Source organism: Arthrobacter sp. H-02-3, assembly GCF_003097355.1.
GTDB classification, from domain to species: domain Bacteria; phylum Actinomycetota; class Actinomycetes; order Actinomycetales; family Micrococcaceae; genus Arthrobacter; species Arthrobacter humicola.
This window is the reverse complement of the sequence record NZ_PYUI01000001.1, coordinates 492,012-506,972: the sequence shown is the minus strand read 5'-3', so window position 1 is coordinate 506,972 and position 14,961 is coordinate 492,012. Positions and strand designations below refer to the sequence as shown.

The 14,961-nt window shown below is 59.6% G+C and carries 14 protein-coding genes and 1 tRNA gene; 9 read left to right on the top strand and 6 right to left on the bottom strand.

The genetic code is table 11. The annotated features are described in order from the left end of the window. Positions 1 to 109: 109 nt before the first annotated feature. Complete coding sequence (locus C9424_RS21600) at positions 110 to 259, top strand: hypothetical protein (RefSeq protein ID WP_202615746.1); 150 nt, start codon at positions 110 to 112, stop codon at positions 257 to 259. A 96-nt stretch (positions 260 to 355) separates the two neighbouring features. Here C9424_RS21600 and C9424_RS02390 read toward each other — a convergent pair whose 3' ends face one another. Both C9424_RS02390 and C9424_RS02385 read right to left on the bottom strand, forming a co-directional pair. Then, complete coding sequence (locus tag C9424_RS02390; RefSeq protein WP_133247469.1) at positions 356 to 910, bottom strand: hypothetical protein; 555 nt, start codon at positions 908 to 910, stop codon at positions 356 to 358. 1 nt (position 911) lies between these two features. Then, positions 912 to 1,523 carry a recombinase family protein gene (locus C9424_RS02385; RefSeq protein WP_116765316.1) on the bottom strand — a complete coding sequence of 204 codons (612 nt, stop codon included), beginning with the start codon at positions 1,521 to 1,523 and terminating at the stop codon, positions 912 to 914. Between the two features lie 465 nt (positions 1,524 to 1,988). Between C9424_RS02385 and C9424_RS02380 the strand changes: the two genes are divergently transcribed. From C9424_RS02380 to C9424_RS02355, 7 genes are all read left to right on the top strand, one after another. Beyond that, entirely contained in the window at positions 1,989 to 2,453 is a 465-nt protein-coding gene (locus C9424_RS02380) for an NYN domain-containing protein (RefSeq protein WP_116765315.1), read from the top strand. Beyond that, a complete protein-coding gene (locus tag C9424_RS02375) occupies positions 2,453 to 4,558 on the top strand; it encodes an N-6 DNA methylase (protein WP_116765314.1) in 2,106 nt (701 codons plus the stop codon). Before C9424_RS02380 ends, C9424_RS02375 begins: the two co-directional genes overlap by 1 nt. An 88-nt stretch (positions 4,559 to 4,646) precedes the next feature. Continuing rightward, a complete protein-coding gene (locus C9424_RS02370) occupies positions 4,647 to 6,167 on the top strand; it encodes a type I restriction-modification system subunit M (RefSeq protein ID WP_116765313.1) in 1,521 nt (506 codons plus the stop codon). Positions 6,168 to 6,201: 34 nt separating this feature from the next. Next, positions 6,202 to 7,326 carry a restriction endonuclease subunit S gene (locus tag C9424_RS02365; RefSeq protein WP_161958186.1) on the top strand — a complete coding sequence of 375 codons (1,125 nt, stop codon included), beginning with the start codon at positions 6,202 to 6,204 and terminating at the stop codon, positions 7,324 to 7,326. 4 nt (positions 7,327 to 7,330) lie between these two features. After that, the gene (locus C9424_RS02360) at positions 7,331 to 10,363 is read left to right on the top strand and encodes a type I restriction endonuclease subunit R (protein ID WP_116765311.1); all 3,033 of its coding nucleotides are present in this window, start codon (positions 7,331 to 7,333) and stop codon (positions 10,361 to 10,363) included. A gap of 281 nt (positions 10,364 to 10,644) precedes the next feature. Further along, positions 10,645 to 10,772, top strand: a tRNA-OTHER gene (locus tag C9424_RS21385). A 254-nt stretch (positions 10,773 to 11,026) separates the two neighbouring features. Then, positions 11,027 to 12,226, top strand: coding sequence for a restriction endonuclease (locus tag C9424_RS02355; RefSeq protein ID WP_116765310.1), 1,200 nt, complete (start codon positions 11,027 to 11,029; stop codon positions 12,224 to 12,226). Positions 12,227 to 12,486: 260 nt separating this feature from the next. On the opposite strand, the gene C9424_RS02350 is transcribed toward C9424_RS02355, so the two are convergent. From C9424_RS02350 to C9424_RS21265, 3 genes are all read right to left on the bottom strand, one after another. Further along, positions 12,487 to 13,140 (bottom strand): helicase associated domain-containing protein, encoded by a 654-nt coding sequence (locus C9424_RS02350; RefSeq protein ID WP_116765309.1) that lies wholly within the window; start codon positions 13,138 to 13,140, stop codon positions 12,487 to 12,489. A gap of 293 nt (positions 13,141 to 13,433) precedes the next feature. Then, a complete protein-coding gene (locus C9424_RS21270; RefSeq protein ID WP_133247468.1) occupies positions 13,434 to 13,847 on the bottom strand; it encodes a hypothetical protein in 414 nt (137 codons plus the stop codon). Between the two features lie 10 nt (positions 13,848 to 13,857). Next, entirely contained in the window at positions 13,858 to 14,094 is a 237-nt protein-coding gene (locus tag C9424_RS21265) for a hypothetical protein (RefSeq protein ID WP_133247467.1), read from the bottom strand. 64 nt (positions 14,095 to 14,158) lie between these two features. On the opposite strand from C9424_RS21265, the gene C9424_RS22190 reads away from it, so the two are divergent. Further along, positions 14,159 to 14,515, top strand: coding sequence for a helix-turn-helix domain-containing protein (locus C9424_RS22190; protein WP_202615733.1), 357 nt, complete (start codon positions 14,159 to 14,161; stop codon positions 14,513 to 14,515). On the opposite strand, the gene C9424_RS21595 is transcribed toward C9424_RS22190, so the two are convergent. Beyond that, entirely contained in the window at positions 14,484 to 14,957 is a 474-nt protein-coding gene (locus C9424_RS21595) for a hypothetical protein (RefSeq protein ID WP_202615745.1), read from the bottom strand. The two genes, C9424_RS22190 and C9424_RS21595, sit on opposite strands and share 32 nt — an antisense overlap. Between the last annotated feature and the right edge of the window lie 4 nt (positions 14,958 to 14,961).

The window sequence follows — 14,961 nt, the reverse complement described above, 5'->3', positions numbered from 1 at the left end:
CCCGTGCCCCCCGCCCTCTCGGCGCCGTCCCCCCCCGGCGGGCGCCCCCCCCCCGCCCCCCCCGCCGCGGTGGCCCTCAGCATTACCGTCCGCACACTAAAATCGCCCTGTGATCCTCACCGGCACAGTCATCCCCGACAATAAGCAGTACGACTACCTAAGCGCCGAAGGTGCCACCTATGAGGAGGCTCGCGCCAAGCTCGACACTCTCTTGGCCGACGGTCAAAAGCTCCTCGTCATTCGTAGGGACCAGACCTAAGTTCGTGTCCCGCCGCCGCTTAAGCCATCTTGCGGCTGGGGCTAACTGGCCATGCTGGGCGACGGCCGAGCCGCTGCAGCCGCCGTCCCATCCGGGTTAATCAGACGGCAAATGGACGTAAGCCCACAGGTCTTCTGAAACATTGAAGAGCCGCGCACCGACTTCATCCAGCTCTTCTTGTCCGCGCAAAGTGGACTCCCAGCGCGGGTTCTCTCCATCCGGAACGGGCCCCTTTTTGCGCCGGCTGCGGAACAGCATCTTGCCTTCGAGCATGAGTTCTCCGAGGCTGGCGTGCAGGATCCTATTACGTTCCACTAGGGCTGCTCTCGCTTCCGTGAGCATTGCCATCACGTCGGCTCTGTCCTGGTCGCTGGTTGTCTTCGAGTCGATGACCAATTTCCGTACGAGCTCAATCACTGCTGAAGCACTCATGTTTGCAGTCACGGCGTAGCCAATTTCGTGGTCGTCGATATTGATTAGCCGCGAACACAGGTGCACAAGGTTTTCTTCAACGCTCGCAGCCCAAATGGCGACGCGGCCTATAGCTGCCTCCCCCTCGGGGGTCGTGCCGACGTAGGCCCGGTGACCCTGCACTTCAATGAAGTCTGGATCTGATCCGTAAGAGTATCCCTCTGTCGGTTCCGAGCTCACTTCACGCCGCCCGTGATTCGGACGTGGCCCTGCCGGCCGCCGCCGCGCTCAGTGCACGCGTCAGTGACGACACGCTGACACTGATGCGGTCCGCCGTCTCTTTCAGAGTCTTCCCTTCGCTGCGCAGCTGCAAAGCCGTCTCCAGCTTCCCATCTGTGATGACCCGGGGCCGGCCTCCGAGACGGCCGCGGGCCTTAGCGGCAGTCAGCCCCGCCTTTGTTCTCTCCGAGAGCCTGGAGCGCTCATACTCCGCGAGAGAGGCGAACATATCGAAGATCAGTTTTCCGTGGGCGCTGGTTGTATCCAGCCACGGCTCGGCCAGGGAACGAAATCCTATTCCCCGCTGCCCTATGACAGTCACGATGTCAGCCAGGTCGGCAGTACTCCGTCCGAGCCTGGTCAAATCGGCCACCACGAGCACATTGCCGGGCTGCAGGTAGTCCAGGCATTCCTTCCACCGGGCCCTCGCTTGGGTGGCTCCGGACGCGTATTCCTGGAAGACACGAACCGCGCCGGCAGCTACAAGGGCGTCAACTTGGGAATCCAAGGATTGCCCGCGCGTACTGACTCTCGCGTAGCCAATGGCGTTCCCAATCACGTCAAAACCCTTCATAAATCGTTTTGACTGGTTTTCATTTCGGCAACCAGTTTTGACCAAGAGTAGAAGTACTTTTTCTAGGCTCACGAAGGCTCGCCGCACAGCGGGTCGGAAACGGTCGTATTTGACCATGCCCGCCGACCATCCAAATCGACATGTGAGGTCCCCCAGTCGTCCAGGCCTGGACCCCCAAGCTCGAGGACTGCGTCCCAGTGCCACCAAATTCCCCAGGGGGTCGGAGTCCCGACCCCCTGCACTTCAAGATGACACGGCACCCAGTGGCCTACGCACAGATAACTGACGGACGTCCATCAGTAATCGACCCCGGGCCCCTCCCATGAAAACTCAATCCTGCCGGTGATGCACTGTGAACGCGTTCTTAGAAAAATTCTCTGAAAACATAAACTCATGCTTGACACACTTCTCCCAGGCCGGTAGTTTTGTGAAAACACAAACTCACAAGATGCTGGAGGAAATACAATGCTTGGATATGATCGATCCGTTCACCTGCTCGACATTGAGAACTTGCTCTCCACTGGAGAGATCGAGTCGAATGCGATCAATACCGTTTTTGCTGTCTACAAGGAGCAGGTGACCGTGACGAAGGACGATCTCGTGATCGTCGGCGTCTCCAGCGTCGAAGGCCTACTAGCTGTGGCCACGTCTCATTTGCGGAACTGCCGATTGCTTTACCAACCGGGAAAGAACGGCGCTGATCTTGCACTGCAGGAAGTTCTGGACCATGAACAACTAGAGCGTCGGTTTGAGGTCGTTCACGTCGCAACGGGGGATGGTGGATTTTCACCTTCTGTCGCCGCGTTGGCGGGACGTGGCGCCTATGTGGTCGTCATCTCCCTGCCAGCCTCGCTTTCCAGCCGGCTGCGCCTGGCGGCTCATCAGACAATTGAACTTCACACCGAGGCTATCGAACGGGATGCTGCCTAATGACCACCAATGCTGCCCAGCAGCTCATCAACCCTTCCGGCATCGCCCGCCTCGCCGGCGTTGCACCGTCGACTGTAAGTAACTGGCGGACCCGAGACGAAGGCTTTCCTGACCCGGAAAACGACAACGCTGCCCGGCCCTTGTTTTCAGTAGAAAAAATCACAGCCTGGCTGAAGTCCAAAAATATCGAAGTTGCACCACGGTCCCAGGCCTACGTACTGGCTGACACGATTCGCGGCACGGTGGCTCCCGACAGGTTCATAGATTTGGTTCTCCCATTGCTGTGCGCTGAACAGTGGGCCCGTGATTCAGGGGCAAGCCTCACCGACATGACGGTCGAAACCGTGGGAGTTCGCGAGTCAGGCGGGACTTATGACGCCTCGTCGGTGCTTGCCACGGCCGCCAAGGACATGGCCATAAGCCACCCCCTCGTTGCCTCAGCCATTAACCGGTCGCGTCAGGAACTTCACCTGGAGTGGAAAGGCACGCCGAAGCTCGAACAAGTCTGCATGATCATTTCCGAGATCGATGATCTTTCCCGCGTCGCTGAAGACCTTGTCGAGGCGACGGCCAGAAACGCCAAATCCCCGCTGAACGTGTACTCCGCTCCCCGCTCCTTTGCGCGGTTCCTGAACGCACTCCTGCCTCCCGGTGGAGACACATTCGCCGACCTTGCCTGCGGGTTCGGACAAACCCTGATGGTCGCCGCCGAAGCACGACCAGAGATAGAGCTCGTCGGCAACGACATCGATCAAGAAGCACTGGCAGTCTCCGCTTGCCGACTATTCCTGATAAGCCGGCCTGCCAGCCTCCAGTCCTCCGACCTGTTGGAGTCCCCGCCCGGCCCGGGATACGACCGCGTTGTGCTGCACCCGCCGTTCGGACTTCGGATTTCAGATACTCAACTTGCCAGACCCTGGCCATTCGGGCTTCCACTGAAAGGACAGAGCGACCTGCTCTGGCCTCAGCTTGCGTACCAGGAACTAGGCAAGGGCGGGTACGCCTCGGTGGTCCTCCCGACCGCGGCACTCTCCCGGGGCGGTAAGGCCCGAGACGTGTGGGCACGGATGATTTCCCAAGGCGCGATTGAGGCCGTCATAAGCCTCCCCGGAAACACCCAACTGAACACATCGCTTCCCGTGTCCGTGCTCGTCCTTCGCACAGATGCCTCATCTCGCGGGGTCCTCATGGCACACTTGCCCGACAGCGACGCCTTCTCCAACAAACGCACAGCCGCAACCGACGGACGCCAGTGGGATGCTTACGAATCCGTCGTACAGCTCCTGGCCGCTTGGCGCCAGGGAGAAAGCGGGGCCACTGGCGTATCTGTCGAGGTGCCCCGGGAGAAACTGCTCGCACCTGATGCCGTGCTAGCACCGCAGACATGGCTTGCCGCCCTGACACCGCTCTCCGAGGACCGCATTGAACAACTTGCAGAAACGGTAAAACAAACCGCCTCGGTATGGGAAGAGACCATCCTCGACTGGGACTTTCCCCCCAGCGCAAGACTGCTCGCGCCGTACACCGGAGAACCGGTTCATCTACGCCCCATATCGGAACTTGCGCAGTGCATCCCGCACGGCACCTATACAAAGCCAAAAAAAGACATTCCTGAAGACTCCATTCAGCCGGTCCAAGTGTTTACGCTGCGCTCCCTCCGCTCGGGAAAACCCGAAATCCTGCCAAGCCACCCCGTGCGAGGGACTAAGTCCGTAACCACTCAACCCGGCGACATCTTGGTCGCAACCGTTGGACGGACCATCAGTACTCTCGTATGCAAGGAAGAAGGTGTGGAAATTGACCGGAACGTCGGGCTCGTCCGACCCGCGAAAAACGCCTGGGACGCCGATTTTCTGGCGCAGCAGCTAATGGCCGACCACAACCAAGCAATGCTCTCCGGCGCCACGGTCCAGCGTGTCGACATCAGACGACTGCTGGTTCCCACACTCCCGCTAGCAGAACAAGAAGCCGCCGGCAGCATCATCCGACAGTTCACGCTCTTCACAGAACGGGCCACTGCAGCGGCCCAGCAGGCCGAGCAGTACATATCGACCGTGCGCAACGCTCTCGCCAGCGGCTCTTTCACCGTGGCCGAGCGACCGTAGCCGGCCGTAGCCCTTGCGTTCGACAGCAGCTCTTCTCCACAAGGTATGCGCCTATACGCTACTCAGAGACTAATGAAATGGATCGAAGTTGACTATCTCCGCGCTTGACCCCGCACATCTGACACAGAAGCAGCTTGAAACGACGCTGTGGGCCGCAGCCAACGCTCTAAGAGGACCAGTGGACCCGGGGGACTTTAAGGCTTATGTCTTCCCCGTCATGTTCTTCAAATGGATCAGCGACAGCTGGGATCACGAGCACCTCCGCGCCATCGAAGATTTCGGGGATGCCCTAACGGATGAGATCGAGGCGGATTATCACACGTTCATGATCCCGGAGGGCTGCCACTGGGCTGATGTGATCGAGACGGCCAGCCAGACCGGGGCCAAGCTGGACAACGCCATGCAACGCATCCAGCAGGCAAACCCCGACGCCCTGGCCGGAGTCTTCGGCGACGTCCAGTGGGCAAACCAGGAACGACTGCCCCAGTCGGCGCTGGCCGCCCTACTCAACTCGTTCCATCCTGTCCGGCTCGACCCGGACAGCGTCAACGGAGATATGCTCGGGTCCGCGTACGAGTACCTGCTGCGCGAGTTCGCGGAAGCTTCCGGCAAGAAAGCCGGCGAATTCTTTACCCCCCGCCACGTGGTGCACCTGCTTGTAAAGATTCTGGACCCGAAGCCGGGAGACACCATCGCTGACCCCGCCTGCGGGTCCGGAGGCATGCTCGTCGAAACCGTCACCGCAGTAAAGGAAGCCGGCGGAGACCCCCGCACCTTGCGCCTGCACGGCCAGGAAATCAACCTGACCACCAGCGCCATCGCCAAAATGAATCTTTACTTGCACGGGCTCAAGGAGTTCAAGGTAGTCCGGGGCGACACATTCCGCGAACCGAAACTCCTGGAGGGCGACGGCCTGCAAAAGTTCGACGTCGTCATCGCCAACCCGCCATTCAGCTTGCAGAATTGGGGCGCCGAGAGCTGGTCCGACGACCCATACGGTCGTGTCATCGGCGGTGTGCCCCCGGTAAGCAACGCCGACTTCGCTTGGATCCAGCACATGATCGCCAGCATGAAGGAGGACACTGGGCGAGTCGGCGTGGTGATGCCTCACGGCGTTCTGTTCCGTGAGGTGGGAAGGGAAGGCACCATAAGGGAGCAACTGGTCCGACTGAACCTGCTGGAAGCCGTCATCGGGCTTCCAAACAACCTCTTCTATTCGACGACTATCCCCGTCTGTCTACTCATCTTTCGGAAGAAGAAACCAGCCGAACGCCGGAACAAGGTCCTGTTCATCGACGCGTCCAAACGGCTGGTGTCCGGCAAGAACCAGAACACCTTGTCCGACGATGACATCAAGGTCATCGACGCCGCCTACAAGCGCGGAGAAGACATCGATGGTGAGGGAAGGCTGAGTCTGCGGCTCGTCGACCTGGATGAGATTGAAGCAAACGGATTCGACCTGAAAATTGGCCGGTATCTCAAGGCGGAAAGTATCGCCGAGGTCAACGTTGAGGAAGCCCTCATCGCCTATCAGGAGGCCCGGGAAAAATTCTCCGTGGCGGAGGCCGTACTGGCTGACAAGCTGAAGGCGGCTGGTTTTGTCATCTGAGTGGGCGACAGCGCTTCTAGGTGAGCTTTGCACTTTGACGAAAGGAAAGTCCCCAACCCTTAAGACTGTGCCTGGAGACTATCCGCTCATCGTGACAGGCCCGGAGCCTCTCTCCTCTGTCGACTATCAGTTTGACGGAGAAGCCGTATGCATTCCTATGGTTTCATCCACGGGGCACGGACATGCGTCTCTGAAACGCGTGCACTATGCGAACGGGAAGTTTGCCGTCGCCAACATTGTGACCGCTTGTGAAGTGAAGAATCCGGCGAAGTCCAGCACCCGCTTCCTCCACATCTATCTCCAGCACTACAAGGATGAGCTGATAGTTCCGCGGATGCAGGGGACCGCAAACGTGTCCCTCTCCCAAAGAGAACTGTCACAGGTCCCCGTGCGTCTACCGGCTTTGGACGAGCAGCTCCGCATCGTCAATCTGATCGGGGCTGTCGACCAAGCCGTCGAGGCTAGTGAGACGCGATTCACCGCTTCCAATCAGCTGCTGAACGAATATCTGGAAGGCGCCGACTTTTCGCAACGAAGGCCGTTGGGCGAGCTTGCCTCCATGCGGTCCGGGCCGTCCTGGAAGGCAGCAAACGAGTCGTCAGTTCCAGCGCCTGGCGGCGAATCGGTTCTCGGCATTACCAACACACCGCCGGGACGGGAACTTGATCTATCCAATCGAAAGTACGTTTCTGGGTTGCCGAAAAGCACGAAGAGGGTCACTCCAACATCGATTGTCATGATTCGCACAAATGGGAATCGAGCAAGAATCGGTAACGTCTACCGTCCATCCCCCGAGATCGAGGGCTTCGCTGTCTCGGCATTCCAAATCATCATCCAGCCAACAGATCCGGCCGACTCCGCAATCATTTACTGGGCTCTGAGCAGGCCCAGTATCCAGCGAATGATGTCCGAATCAGCAAGTGGCTCAACCGGCCTCGGAAACATTGCAATAGGTTGGCTGCGCCAGCTAAGTCTGCCGTATCCGACAGGCGAAGAACGCGAAATCTTCTTGGGCACCTGCGAGGCGATGCTCGATGCAATCAAGGCAGCAGATGAAACGTCCCGTTCGCTCAGGACGGTCCGCTCCGAACTGCTTTCTGCCCTCTTGTCGGGCGCGCATAGAATTCCAGAGACGTATGACGAACTAATGGGGGCGTAGTTTCATGGCGGGGTTCAACGAGTCGAACACAGTGCAGCAACCGATCCTGGATCTGCTGGTCTCCGGCGGCTGGAAACACATTCCGGGGTATCAGCTAGACCGGCACACCGAGGACGTGCTGATCGAAGCTGACCTCAAGACGGCACTAGCCCGTTTGAATCCTGCTGTTGCCGAGGCTCCGGAGCGCGCGGCAGAATTGCTGTCGCCGCTCCGGGGTCTGATGCTGTCCGCCCGGGAGGACGGACTGGTCCCGACCAACCAGCACTTCCTGGAGTGGCTTCGCGGTCAGAAAACCCACCGTTTCAACGGCCGGGACAGTTTCGACCCGGTGCAGCTGGTCGACTTCGGGAACCCGTCCAATAACATCCTGGTCGTCTCAGACGAGGTCACGTTTGGCACCCCTGGGCACTCCTGCCGGTTCGATCTGGTGTTGTGGGTGAACGGCATCCCGCTGGTGGTCATCGAAACCAAGACCAGGCTGGAGAAACGCGTCACTTGGCTCAAAGGTGCCCATGACATCCATGCCATTTACGAGCCGGGTTGGCCCGAATTCTTCGTGCCGAACGCGTTTTCGGTAGCCACCGAGGGCAAGGACTTCCATTACGGCGCCGTCGGCCAGGACATCGAATCGTGGGGCGTCTGGGGCTCCACAGAGGAAGACATCCTCCCGGCTGGCTGGCCGAGAGTGAAGCGCAGTGTCGAGCTGCTGCTGAACCCGGATACCGTGCTGTCCGTCCTCGCTGATTTCACCGCCTTCGAGCTGAAGGGTAAGCACTCCGGCGTTCCACGGCTGCACAAGATTGTGCCCCGCTACCCGCAGGTTGAAGCCGTCCGGGCCATCCATGCCCGTGCACTGCACAGCTCCAAGAAGCAGGGCCTGATTCACCAAACCCAAGGATCCGGAAAGACCCTGGCCATGCTCTTCGCCGCCGTGAAACTGGTCAACGAACCGCGGTTGAAAAACCCCTCTATCATCCTGATCGCAGACCGGATCCAGCTGGTTACCCAGATGTATCGCCAGTTCCTGCGCGCCGGAATGCCAGCCCTGGAAGCCCCAAACACTGCGTCTGACCTGCGCCGGATCCTGTCCGAAGACCGGCGCGGCATCATCTTCACCACGGTGCATAAGTTCAAGAACGCAGGGGTCTTGAACACCCGGGAAAACATCATCGTCCTAGTTGACGAGGCGCACCGGACTCAGGAAGGGCAGCTGGGTAAGTTCCTGCGGGCCGCCTTCCCGAATGCCCGGTTCTTCGGTTTCACCGGCACCCCGATCGCTGACGAGGACCGGAACACGTACGAGCTGTTCGGCGACCCGGATGACCCCAACCATGCGATGAACACTTACGACTCAGACCGTTCCATTGCGGATGGCACGACGGTCCCGATGCACGTCTCACCACGGCTGGTCGACTTTCATATCCGCAAGGCAGACCTGGATAAAGCCTTCAACGAACTCGCCGCCGAGGAAGGCCTGACCGAGGAGGAACAGGAGTACGTGGCTGCCAAGGCCACCGACACGCGCACCTTTTTCGCCAACCCGGAACGGGTTCGGAAGGTCTGCAAAGACATCATCGATCATTTCTACTCGACGGTTGATCCGCTGGGTATGAAAGCCCAGGTCGTTGCCTATGATCGGGGTCTGTGCGTCGCGTATCAGGATGAGCTCACCAGGCAGCTGCAGGCTCGCACCAGAGATGGTGCCACGCCTGATGAGTCGGCTGTCATAATGTCCATCCAGTCTAAAGACGACTCTGACTGGCAGCAGTACAAGCTCACCGATGACAAGGAAGAGGCCATCCTCAACCGGTTCCGCCAGCTCGGGGACCCGCTGAAGTTCCTTGTGGTCACCTCCAAGCTTGGCACCGGCTTCGACGCTCCCATAGAGGGCGTCATGTATCTGGATAAGCCGATGAAGCTACACACGCTGTACCAGACGATCACTCGAACCAATCGGAACTGGAAGAACCCGGTGACGGCGCAAGAAAAGCGCTATGGCCTCATCGTGGACTATGTCGGGCTCGGCGACGGCTTCGCCCGGGCGATGTCTCCTGCCAACCCGGAGCACGCCCGCAAGGAAATCGAAACGGATTCGCTCCTGGAACAGTTCGAGATCGAGATCGCCAACGTTCTGGATCGCTTCGCCGGCATCGACCGCGACAGCAATGGCTTCGAAGCACTTCAGGCCGCCCACGACCGGCTGCCCGATGACAAGGCGCTGGAACGCTTCGCGGCTCAGTACGGCATGCTCCAGGGCATCTGGGAAGCTGCCTATCCGGACCTGCGCCTGGAGCAGCACCGGGCAGACTACAAGTGGTTGTCAAAGGTTTACGCCTCGGTGGCGCCCTCCGATGACACCCGGGACCTGCTCTGGCGCCGGCTTGGCGCAAAAACCCTGGAGCTCGTCCACGGCCACATCGGCGAAGTTACCGTCAGCGATACTGGCGTAGACGTCGTCATCGCCGACGAGGGGACGATCAAGAGGCTCATCGAGGCGGGAGTGATCAACCCAGACGCCGGCAGTGGGGACACGCAGGTGACGACCGCCGCCGAAGTCGTGGACAACATCGCCTCGAGGCTGCGTAAACGGCTCGAAGGCGGCAACGGCACCCACCCGGCCTACAAGAGCCTGTCCGAGCGACTGGACCGCCTGCGGGAACGCCAGCTGGCTAAGGCCCAAGACTCGGTGGACTTCCTGCGCGACCTTCTGGATTTGGCCCGAGACCTGGCCGCAGCGGAAAAGGCGGAAGACACCTCAGGAACCGCTGGCCTGGACCTATTGCCCGATCCGAATGTTGGGGCCCTGACGCAGATCTTCGAGGAGTACAAGCCCGAGGGCGTTCCTGTCATCGTCGGCAAGGTTGTCGCCGACATCGACGCAATTGTGAAGGAAGTCCGGTGGGACGGCTGGAATAACTCTAAAGAAGGCGACCGAGCGGTGCGCATCGCTATCCGCAAAGTCCTAGTCCGCTACGGGCTGCCTGCTTCCGGTGAGCTTTTCGATCACGCCTACGCCTACGTATCAGAGAACTATTAGGGCAACCATCGCGGATGCGGCCTGCGCTTTTGCGCAGCCAACTGCGGAGGCGCTTGGGCGTAGACCGGCGGCTGCGGATCGGATCACCAATGGTCGTTTCTGATTGTCGCAGGTAGGACACGCAAAAGATTTTCACATGTTAGTGACAACGACTTGAAAAAGACTTGACATTGTGGTAGAATAGAGTGTATTAGGGCAAGGAAGAAAGTTCCCGGGTTCATGACTCAGTTGCTCACTAAACAAAAGGTCGGGGGTTCGAGTCCCCTCGCCTCCACATTCATGGGGGCGTAGCTCAGTTGGTAGAGCGTTTGTCTGATTTAGATAGGGCAAGGGAAGAGAGTTTCCCGCCGGCTCGTGACCGGATTGCTCACAAAACAGTGTGTCGGGGGTTCGAGTCCCCTCGCCTCCACATTCATGGGGGCGTAGCTCAGTTGGTAGAGCAGCTGTCTCCTGTGACACACCTTCGTGTGTAAGAAGAGGCACGGAACCAGTGGTTCCGTGCCTCTTCCTTTGGGCTTGGCAGACCTTGTGCAAGGTGCGTCGAGGACACTCTCCACATCAGATGTGTCGCGCCATCAAGGCACCGACTAAGAGGGGACTCAAGATATCGGTCGTTTTGCCGCTGCAAACTCATTCTTTGATCTCTGTGCCTAGACTCTAACCATGGACTTAGCAGACGCTCTAGCGACCTTCGATAAGGTGGCCGTCAATCTTGAGAAACTCGAGAGAGTTTGGCAAAGAGCACAACCTCACGTACCAACTGGCCCTGCCTTTGGAACAACTCCGGAGTACACCACTCTCGCCCGCAACTGGGACGACCTCCTCGCTGGTTTGCCTCCCATTGATGGCTGGAAAATTACAGCAGGATTGCCCGACACAAATGAGATCGGGCAACTCTTCCTGGACTACGCCGATATCGGAGAACTTCCCCGTCACGCCTGGGACCTTTCCGAGCAACCGAACGAGGACCTGGCGAAGTACCGCCACCTCCTCGATCGCGCCCGACGTAAGGTGATCGCTTCACGTCTGACTGAGCTAAGCGACCAGGTGACACAGCTTGTAGCAGAAGTTGTTGCCGGTATCCCATCCCTGGATGAATGGATAGCGACACCGCCCGCGCCAAGGGTTCGCATCGAAACACCCCAAGTGAGTGAAATAGAGAGTTGCCTGGCTGAAGTCGAGCGTCTACTCGGCCAGACTGTGGAACGCAAAGGAAGGTGGGCTGAACTTCGCCGCCACCTCCACTTCGGTGAAGTCAACGACTGGCATGACATAGCCATCGATGACTGGCCATCGGTTCAATCGGACATCGAGGCGGCGAAGATAGGTGAGGTGGATCCTGTTCCTGTTCCAGATGTGGACCTGGGTGAGATAGGGAACACCCAACTCACAGGTCAGGCCACTACGGCTTTGAACTGGGCCGCGCTGAACTCAGAGGGCTTTGAGCGGCTCCTTTTCGACATCCTGAGGGACCTAAACGGGTATCAAAATGTCGAATGGCTAATGAACACCAATGCACCGGATCGAGGGCGAGACATCTCCCTTCAGCGAGTGTTCCCCGACGCCTCCGGCACCGTCCGAACAGAACGCGTGATTGTGCAAGCAAAGCATTACACCTCGAAGGCAGTCAGCCCCATCGATATTCAGTCGTCTCTAGCGAGTTTGTCCACGTGGGAACCACCAGTGATCCGGTACCTCATCATCGCGACAAGTAGTAGATTCAGCGCTGATGCTGTCCTTATCGTGGATAAACACAACGTCACCGGGAAGCAACCGGAAATCGAGATGTGGCCAGCCAGCAAACTGGAAGTGCTCCTGTCCCAGCGACCGAAGATCGCCATCACCTATGGGTTGCGGGCGTGACTGGCGACATCGCTGCCCAGAAAGCTGGGTGAGAAACCGCCCAGCCTGACCTGTATGGTGGGCTCCGCCTGCCCCCAATGGGCACAACCGGGGAAGAGTCTTGCTGCGACCTATGAGGAAAGCCTCCGCGCGAATCCATGGACTCAAGCGCGGAGGCTCCCGGTTCTCCAAGCTGGGGGACTGGAGAACCGGTGTAACTCTACTAGCTGGCGTGATGTCCCTGGCCCGCGGGCCGCTGGGAGGCGCGACCTTCGGGCTACCTAACGGGGAGGGCGGCCCCGCGTTCTTCCGGTCTGCCATCCGGGAACGGTGTCGTCCAGGAGCTTGGCCTTCACTGGGTCGAGTTCGCCGCGGCGGTGTTTGTACCGTTGGGTGTGGATCCACACACCCAGGGAGTGTTCACGCTCTGAGTCATAGTCGTGGTGGCGGGGCCAGTCGTTGCCCTCCTCGCGGTAGGCCGCGAGCTGGGCAAGGCGACGGTGCCAGCGGGCTTCGTCCTCGGATTCCCTGCAGTTTTCCTGCCACCCGGGGATCCGGGACAGCCCGTCACGGTGGGCCGGGGCGAGGGTGCCTTTTGCTGCGTCGCGCCGGCGGCCGGCGAGCCACCTGGCCATCGACCTTTCGCCCCGTTGCCCGGAGCGGTCCTCGGGGACTCGGCCTTCGGCCGTGACCCATGCGATGACCTCTTCCATGCGGGCGAGATCCATGGGGGAGGGGTAAGGAACGGGTGCGGCGCCGGCGGCGGCCTGGTGCTCGGCCTCGAGGCCGGGGTCCCGGCGGCGGGCGATGACCAGGTGGTATCCGACAGTGTTGGGCTCGGCGCGCACGAGGGCAGCGATGCGTCGCCGGCTCAGCCCGAGCCGGTACATCAGCACCCATTCGGCGTCAGGAGCGCGCCGCAACCGCCTGTCCATGATGGACCCCATCCTGCCACGGTCTCAGCTCAAGTCGTGCGGCCACCGCGGGCAAGCAGACAATCTCTCCGGCGTCCGCTAGCGCGGTCGCTAGGATCCGGAGGCCCTCTCTGGGGAGGCGGGTATGTCTTCGCTTGATCTGGCGGACGTCGTGACGGCTTCGAAGGATTGGCCGCCCGCGACACCATGCTGGCTCGGCCTGTCTGTTGTCCAGGTGTGAACGGTCGCGTTACCGTCAGGTGGGCGGCGGATGCAGAAAATGTAGCAGGATTGGTATGTGGCGCCGCTGGCAGTCATCCGTCGTAAACGACGAACTCGGCGCGGCTTAGAAATCCCATTGCCGGGTGCCTGCGCAGCGAGTCAATGCCATCCGCGGGACCCACCAGAAGCAGTCCGACTGGCCGACCTCGACGCACGAGATGCTGAAAGGCCGCGACCAGTATCGGCACGCCTGGCGGAAGCGGCGCGACGACATCACAGAGGATGAGGAAACCGGCTTCCTGCGGTGGCAGAGGTGTACCTCCGATTTGACTTGCCGTGAGTTCGTATAAGGTCCAGCCGGCGGCGTTGACGGCACGACGAGCCATCTCCATGACCTCTTCGCTGGTAGTCGTGTCGGGGCACTGTGCCAGAGTTAACAGTGCAGGCGCCCCCGGACCATCGGTAAGCGACTCAGTCAGCTCCTCGCCCCATTCTGCTAAGTTCATGCTGCTTCGGTCACGGCAAGGAAGCGCCGCCTCCCGTGGGACTTTTGCTGCCTGAATCTGGAGAAGCGTTTATCTCGACTTCCAGATAACGGACGGCAAGGCCCCTGGCGTCCATCACCCTGACGTCTTTGTCGTGGTCGTGCCATTGAGGAACAAAGGAAAGAAACTGCCAGAGGTCATGTACCGATACTGCTTCTGCCAGATCGAGAACTATTGAGATGGCCATGGCATCGCCTTTCGGGTTCATTGTGTTTCGCCTCTCAACCACGCTTATGTATCACTAGTGGAGCAGACAAACATGCTCACTTCAAGTGGCATTGGGTGTGCCCACTAGACCGACGCAGACGACAGACGCTCAGCTCCAACGATGGCGGGATCGCCGGAAGCAGGTAGGATCCCGAATCCGCGAGATTCGGATTTCGCAAGAGCTCAGCCAGGAAGCCCTAGGTCTTGAGGCCGGCATGAGTCGAAACATGATCATCGGCATTGAATGGGGTCGCCGGAGTATCGCCTACGAGCGCCTCTGGGATATCGCGGACGTATTGAGAGTCGACCTGCGTGACTTGTTCACGCCACCTCCTTATGCCACCGCTACCGAACCTCAGCGCAAGGGAAGGGTGAAGAGCAGTACCGGTGTCAGAAGGTCGGCCGGTCCGGATGCGAAGTGACTGACTCGGGCCGTATGGACGCCTTGTGGGACCGTCTCTCGTCGGCTCCTTTGTAATTGTCTTGCCCCCTGCAGCGGAGTAGGGCCTCGTGCTGCGCTGCAATTCGTGAAATGGCCTGGGTGCGGAAAAGTTTCAATTCTTCTGCAGCGGTGGTCTGCTGGCGCAGTCTGGATTCTAGGCGCTTGATCCGCCTTAGGAGTTTGTCTGAATCGTAGTTTTGTTGAGGCCCCTTTGCAGAGAGGGCCTGCGCCCGGCGAAGAAACTCATCTTTCAGGGGCGAATAGTGATCGCTGTACAGGGCGCTTCGTGTGATGCCGGCAGCATCTGCTAACGCCTTCACATTGAGAGCGTCAGCCGAGATGCCATCCTGGTCTAGGAGCAACTCCATTGCTTCCCGGATTCTGGTCACGTTCCTTGCCCGATCAGCAGCACTGTTGCGCATTTTG

What these genes read in the sequence shown, in the direction of transcription:
- C9424_RS02385 (WP_116765316.1), bottom strand. Translation starts at nt 1,523, where the DNA reads ATGAAGGGTTTTGACGTGATTGGGAACGCCATTGGCTACGCGAGAGTC.
- C9424_RS02375 (WP_116765314.1), top strand. Translation starts at nt 2,453, where the DNA reads ATGACCACCAATGCTGCCCAGCAGCTCATCAACCCTTCCGGCATCGCC.
- C9424_RS21595 (WP_202615745.1), bottom strand. Translation starts at nt 14,957, where the DNA reads ATGCGCAACAGTGCTGCTGATCGGGCAAGGAACGTGACCAGAATCCGG.
- C9424_RS21270 (WP_133247468.1), bottom strand. Translation starts at nt 13,847, where the DNA reads ATGAACTTAGCAGAATGGGGCGAGGAGCTGACTGAGTCGCTTACCGAT.
- C9424_RS02360 (WP_116765311.1), top strand. Translation starts at nt 7,331, where the DNA reads ATGGCGGGGTTCAACGAGTCGAACACAGTGCAGCAACCGATCCTGGAT.
- C9424_RS02350 (WP_116765309.1), bottom strand. Translation starts at nt 13,140, where the DNA reads ATGGACAGGCGGTTGCGGCGCGCTCCTGACGCCGAATGGGTGCTGATG.
- C9424_RS02380 (WP_116765315.1), top strand. Translation starts at nt 1,989, where the DNA reads ATGCTTGGATATGATCGATCCGTTCACCTGCTCGACATTGAGAACTTG.
- C9424_RS21265 (WP_133247467.1), bottom strand. Translation starts at nt 14,094, where the DNA reads ATGAACCCGAAAGGCGATGCCATGGCCATCTCAATAGTTCTCGATCTG.
- C9424_RS02355 (WP_116765310.1), top strand. Translation starts at nt 11,027, where the DNA reads ATGGACTTAGCAGACGCTCTAGCGACCTTCGATAAGGTGGCCGTCAAT.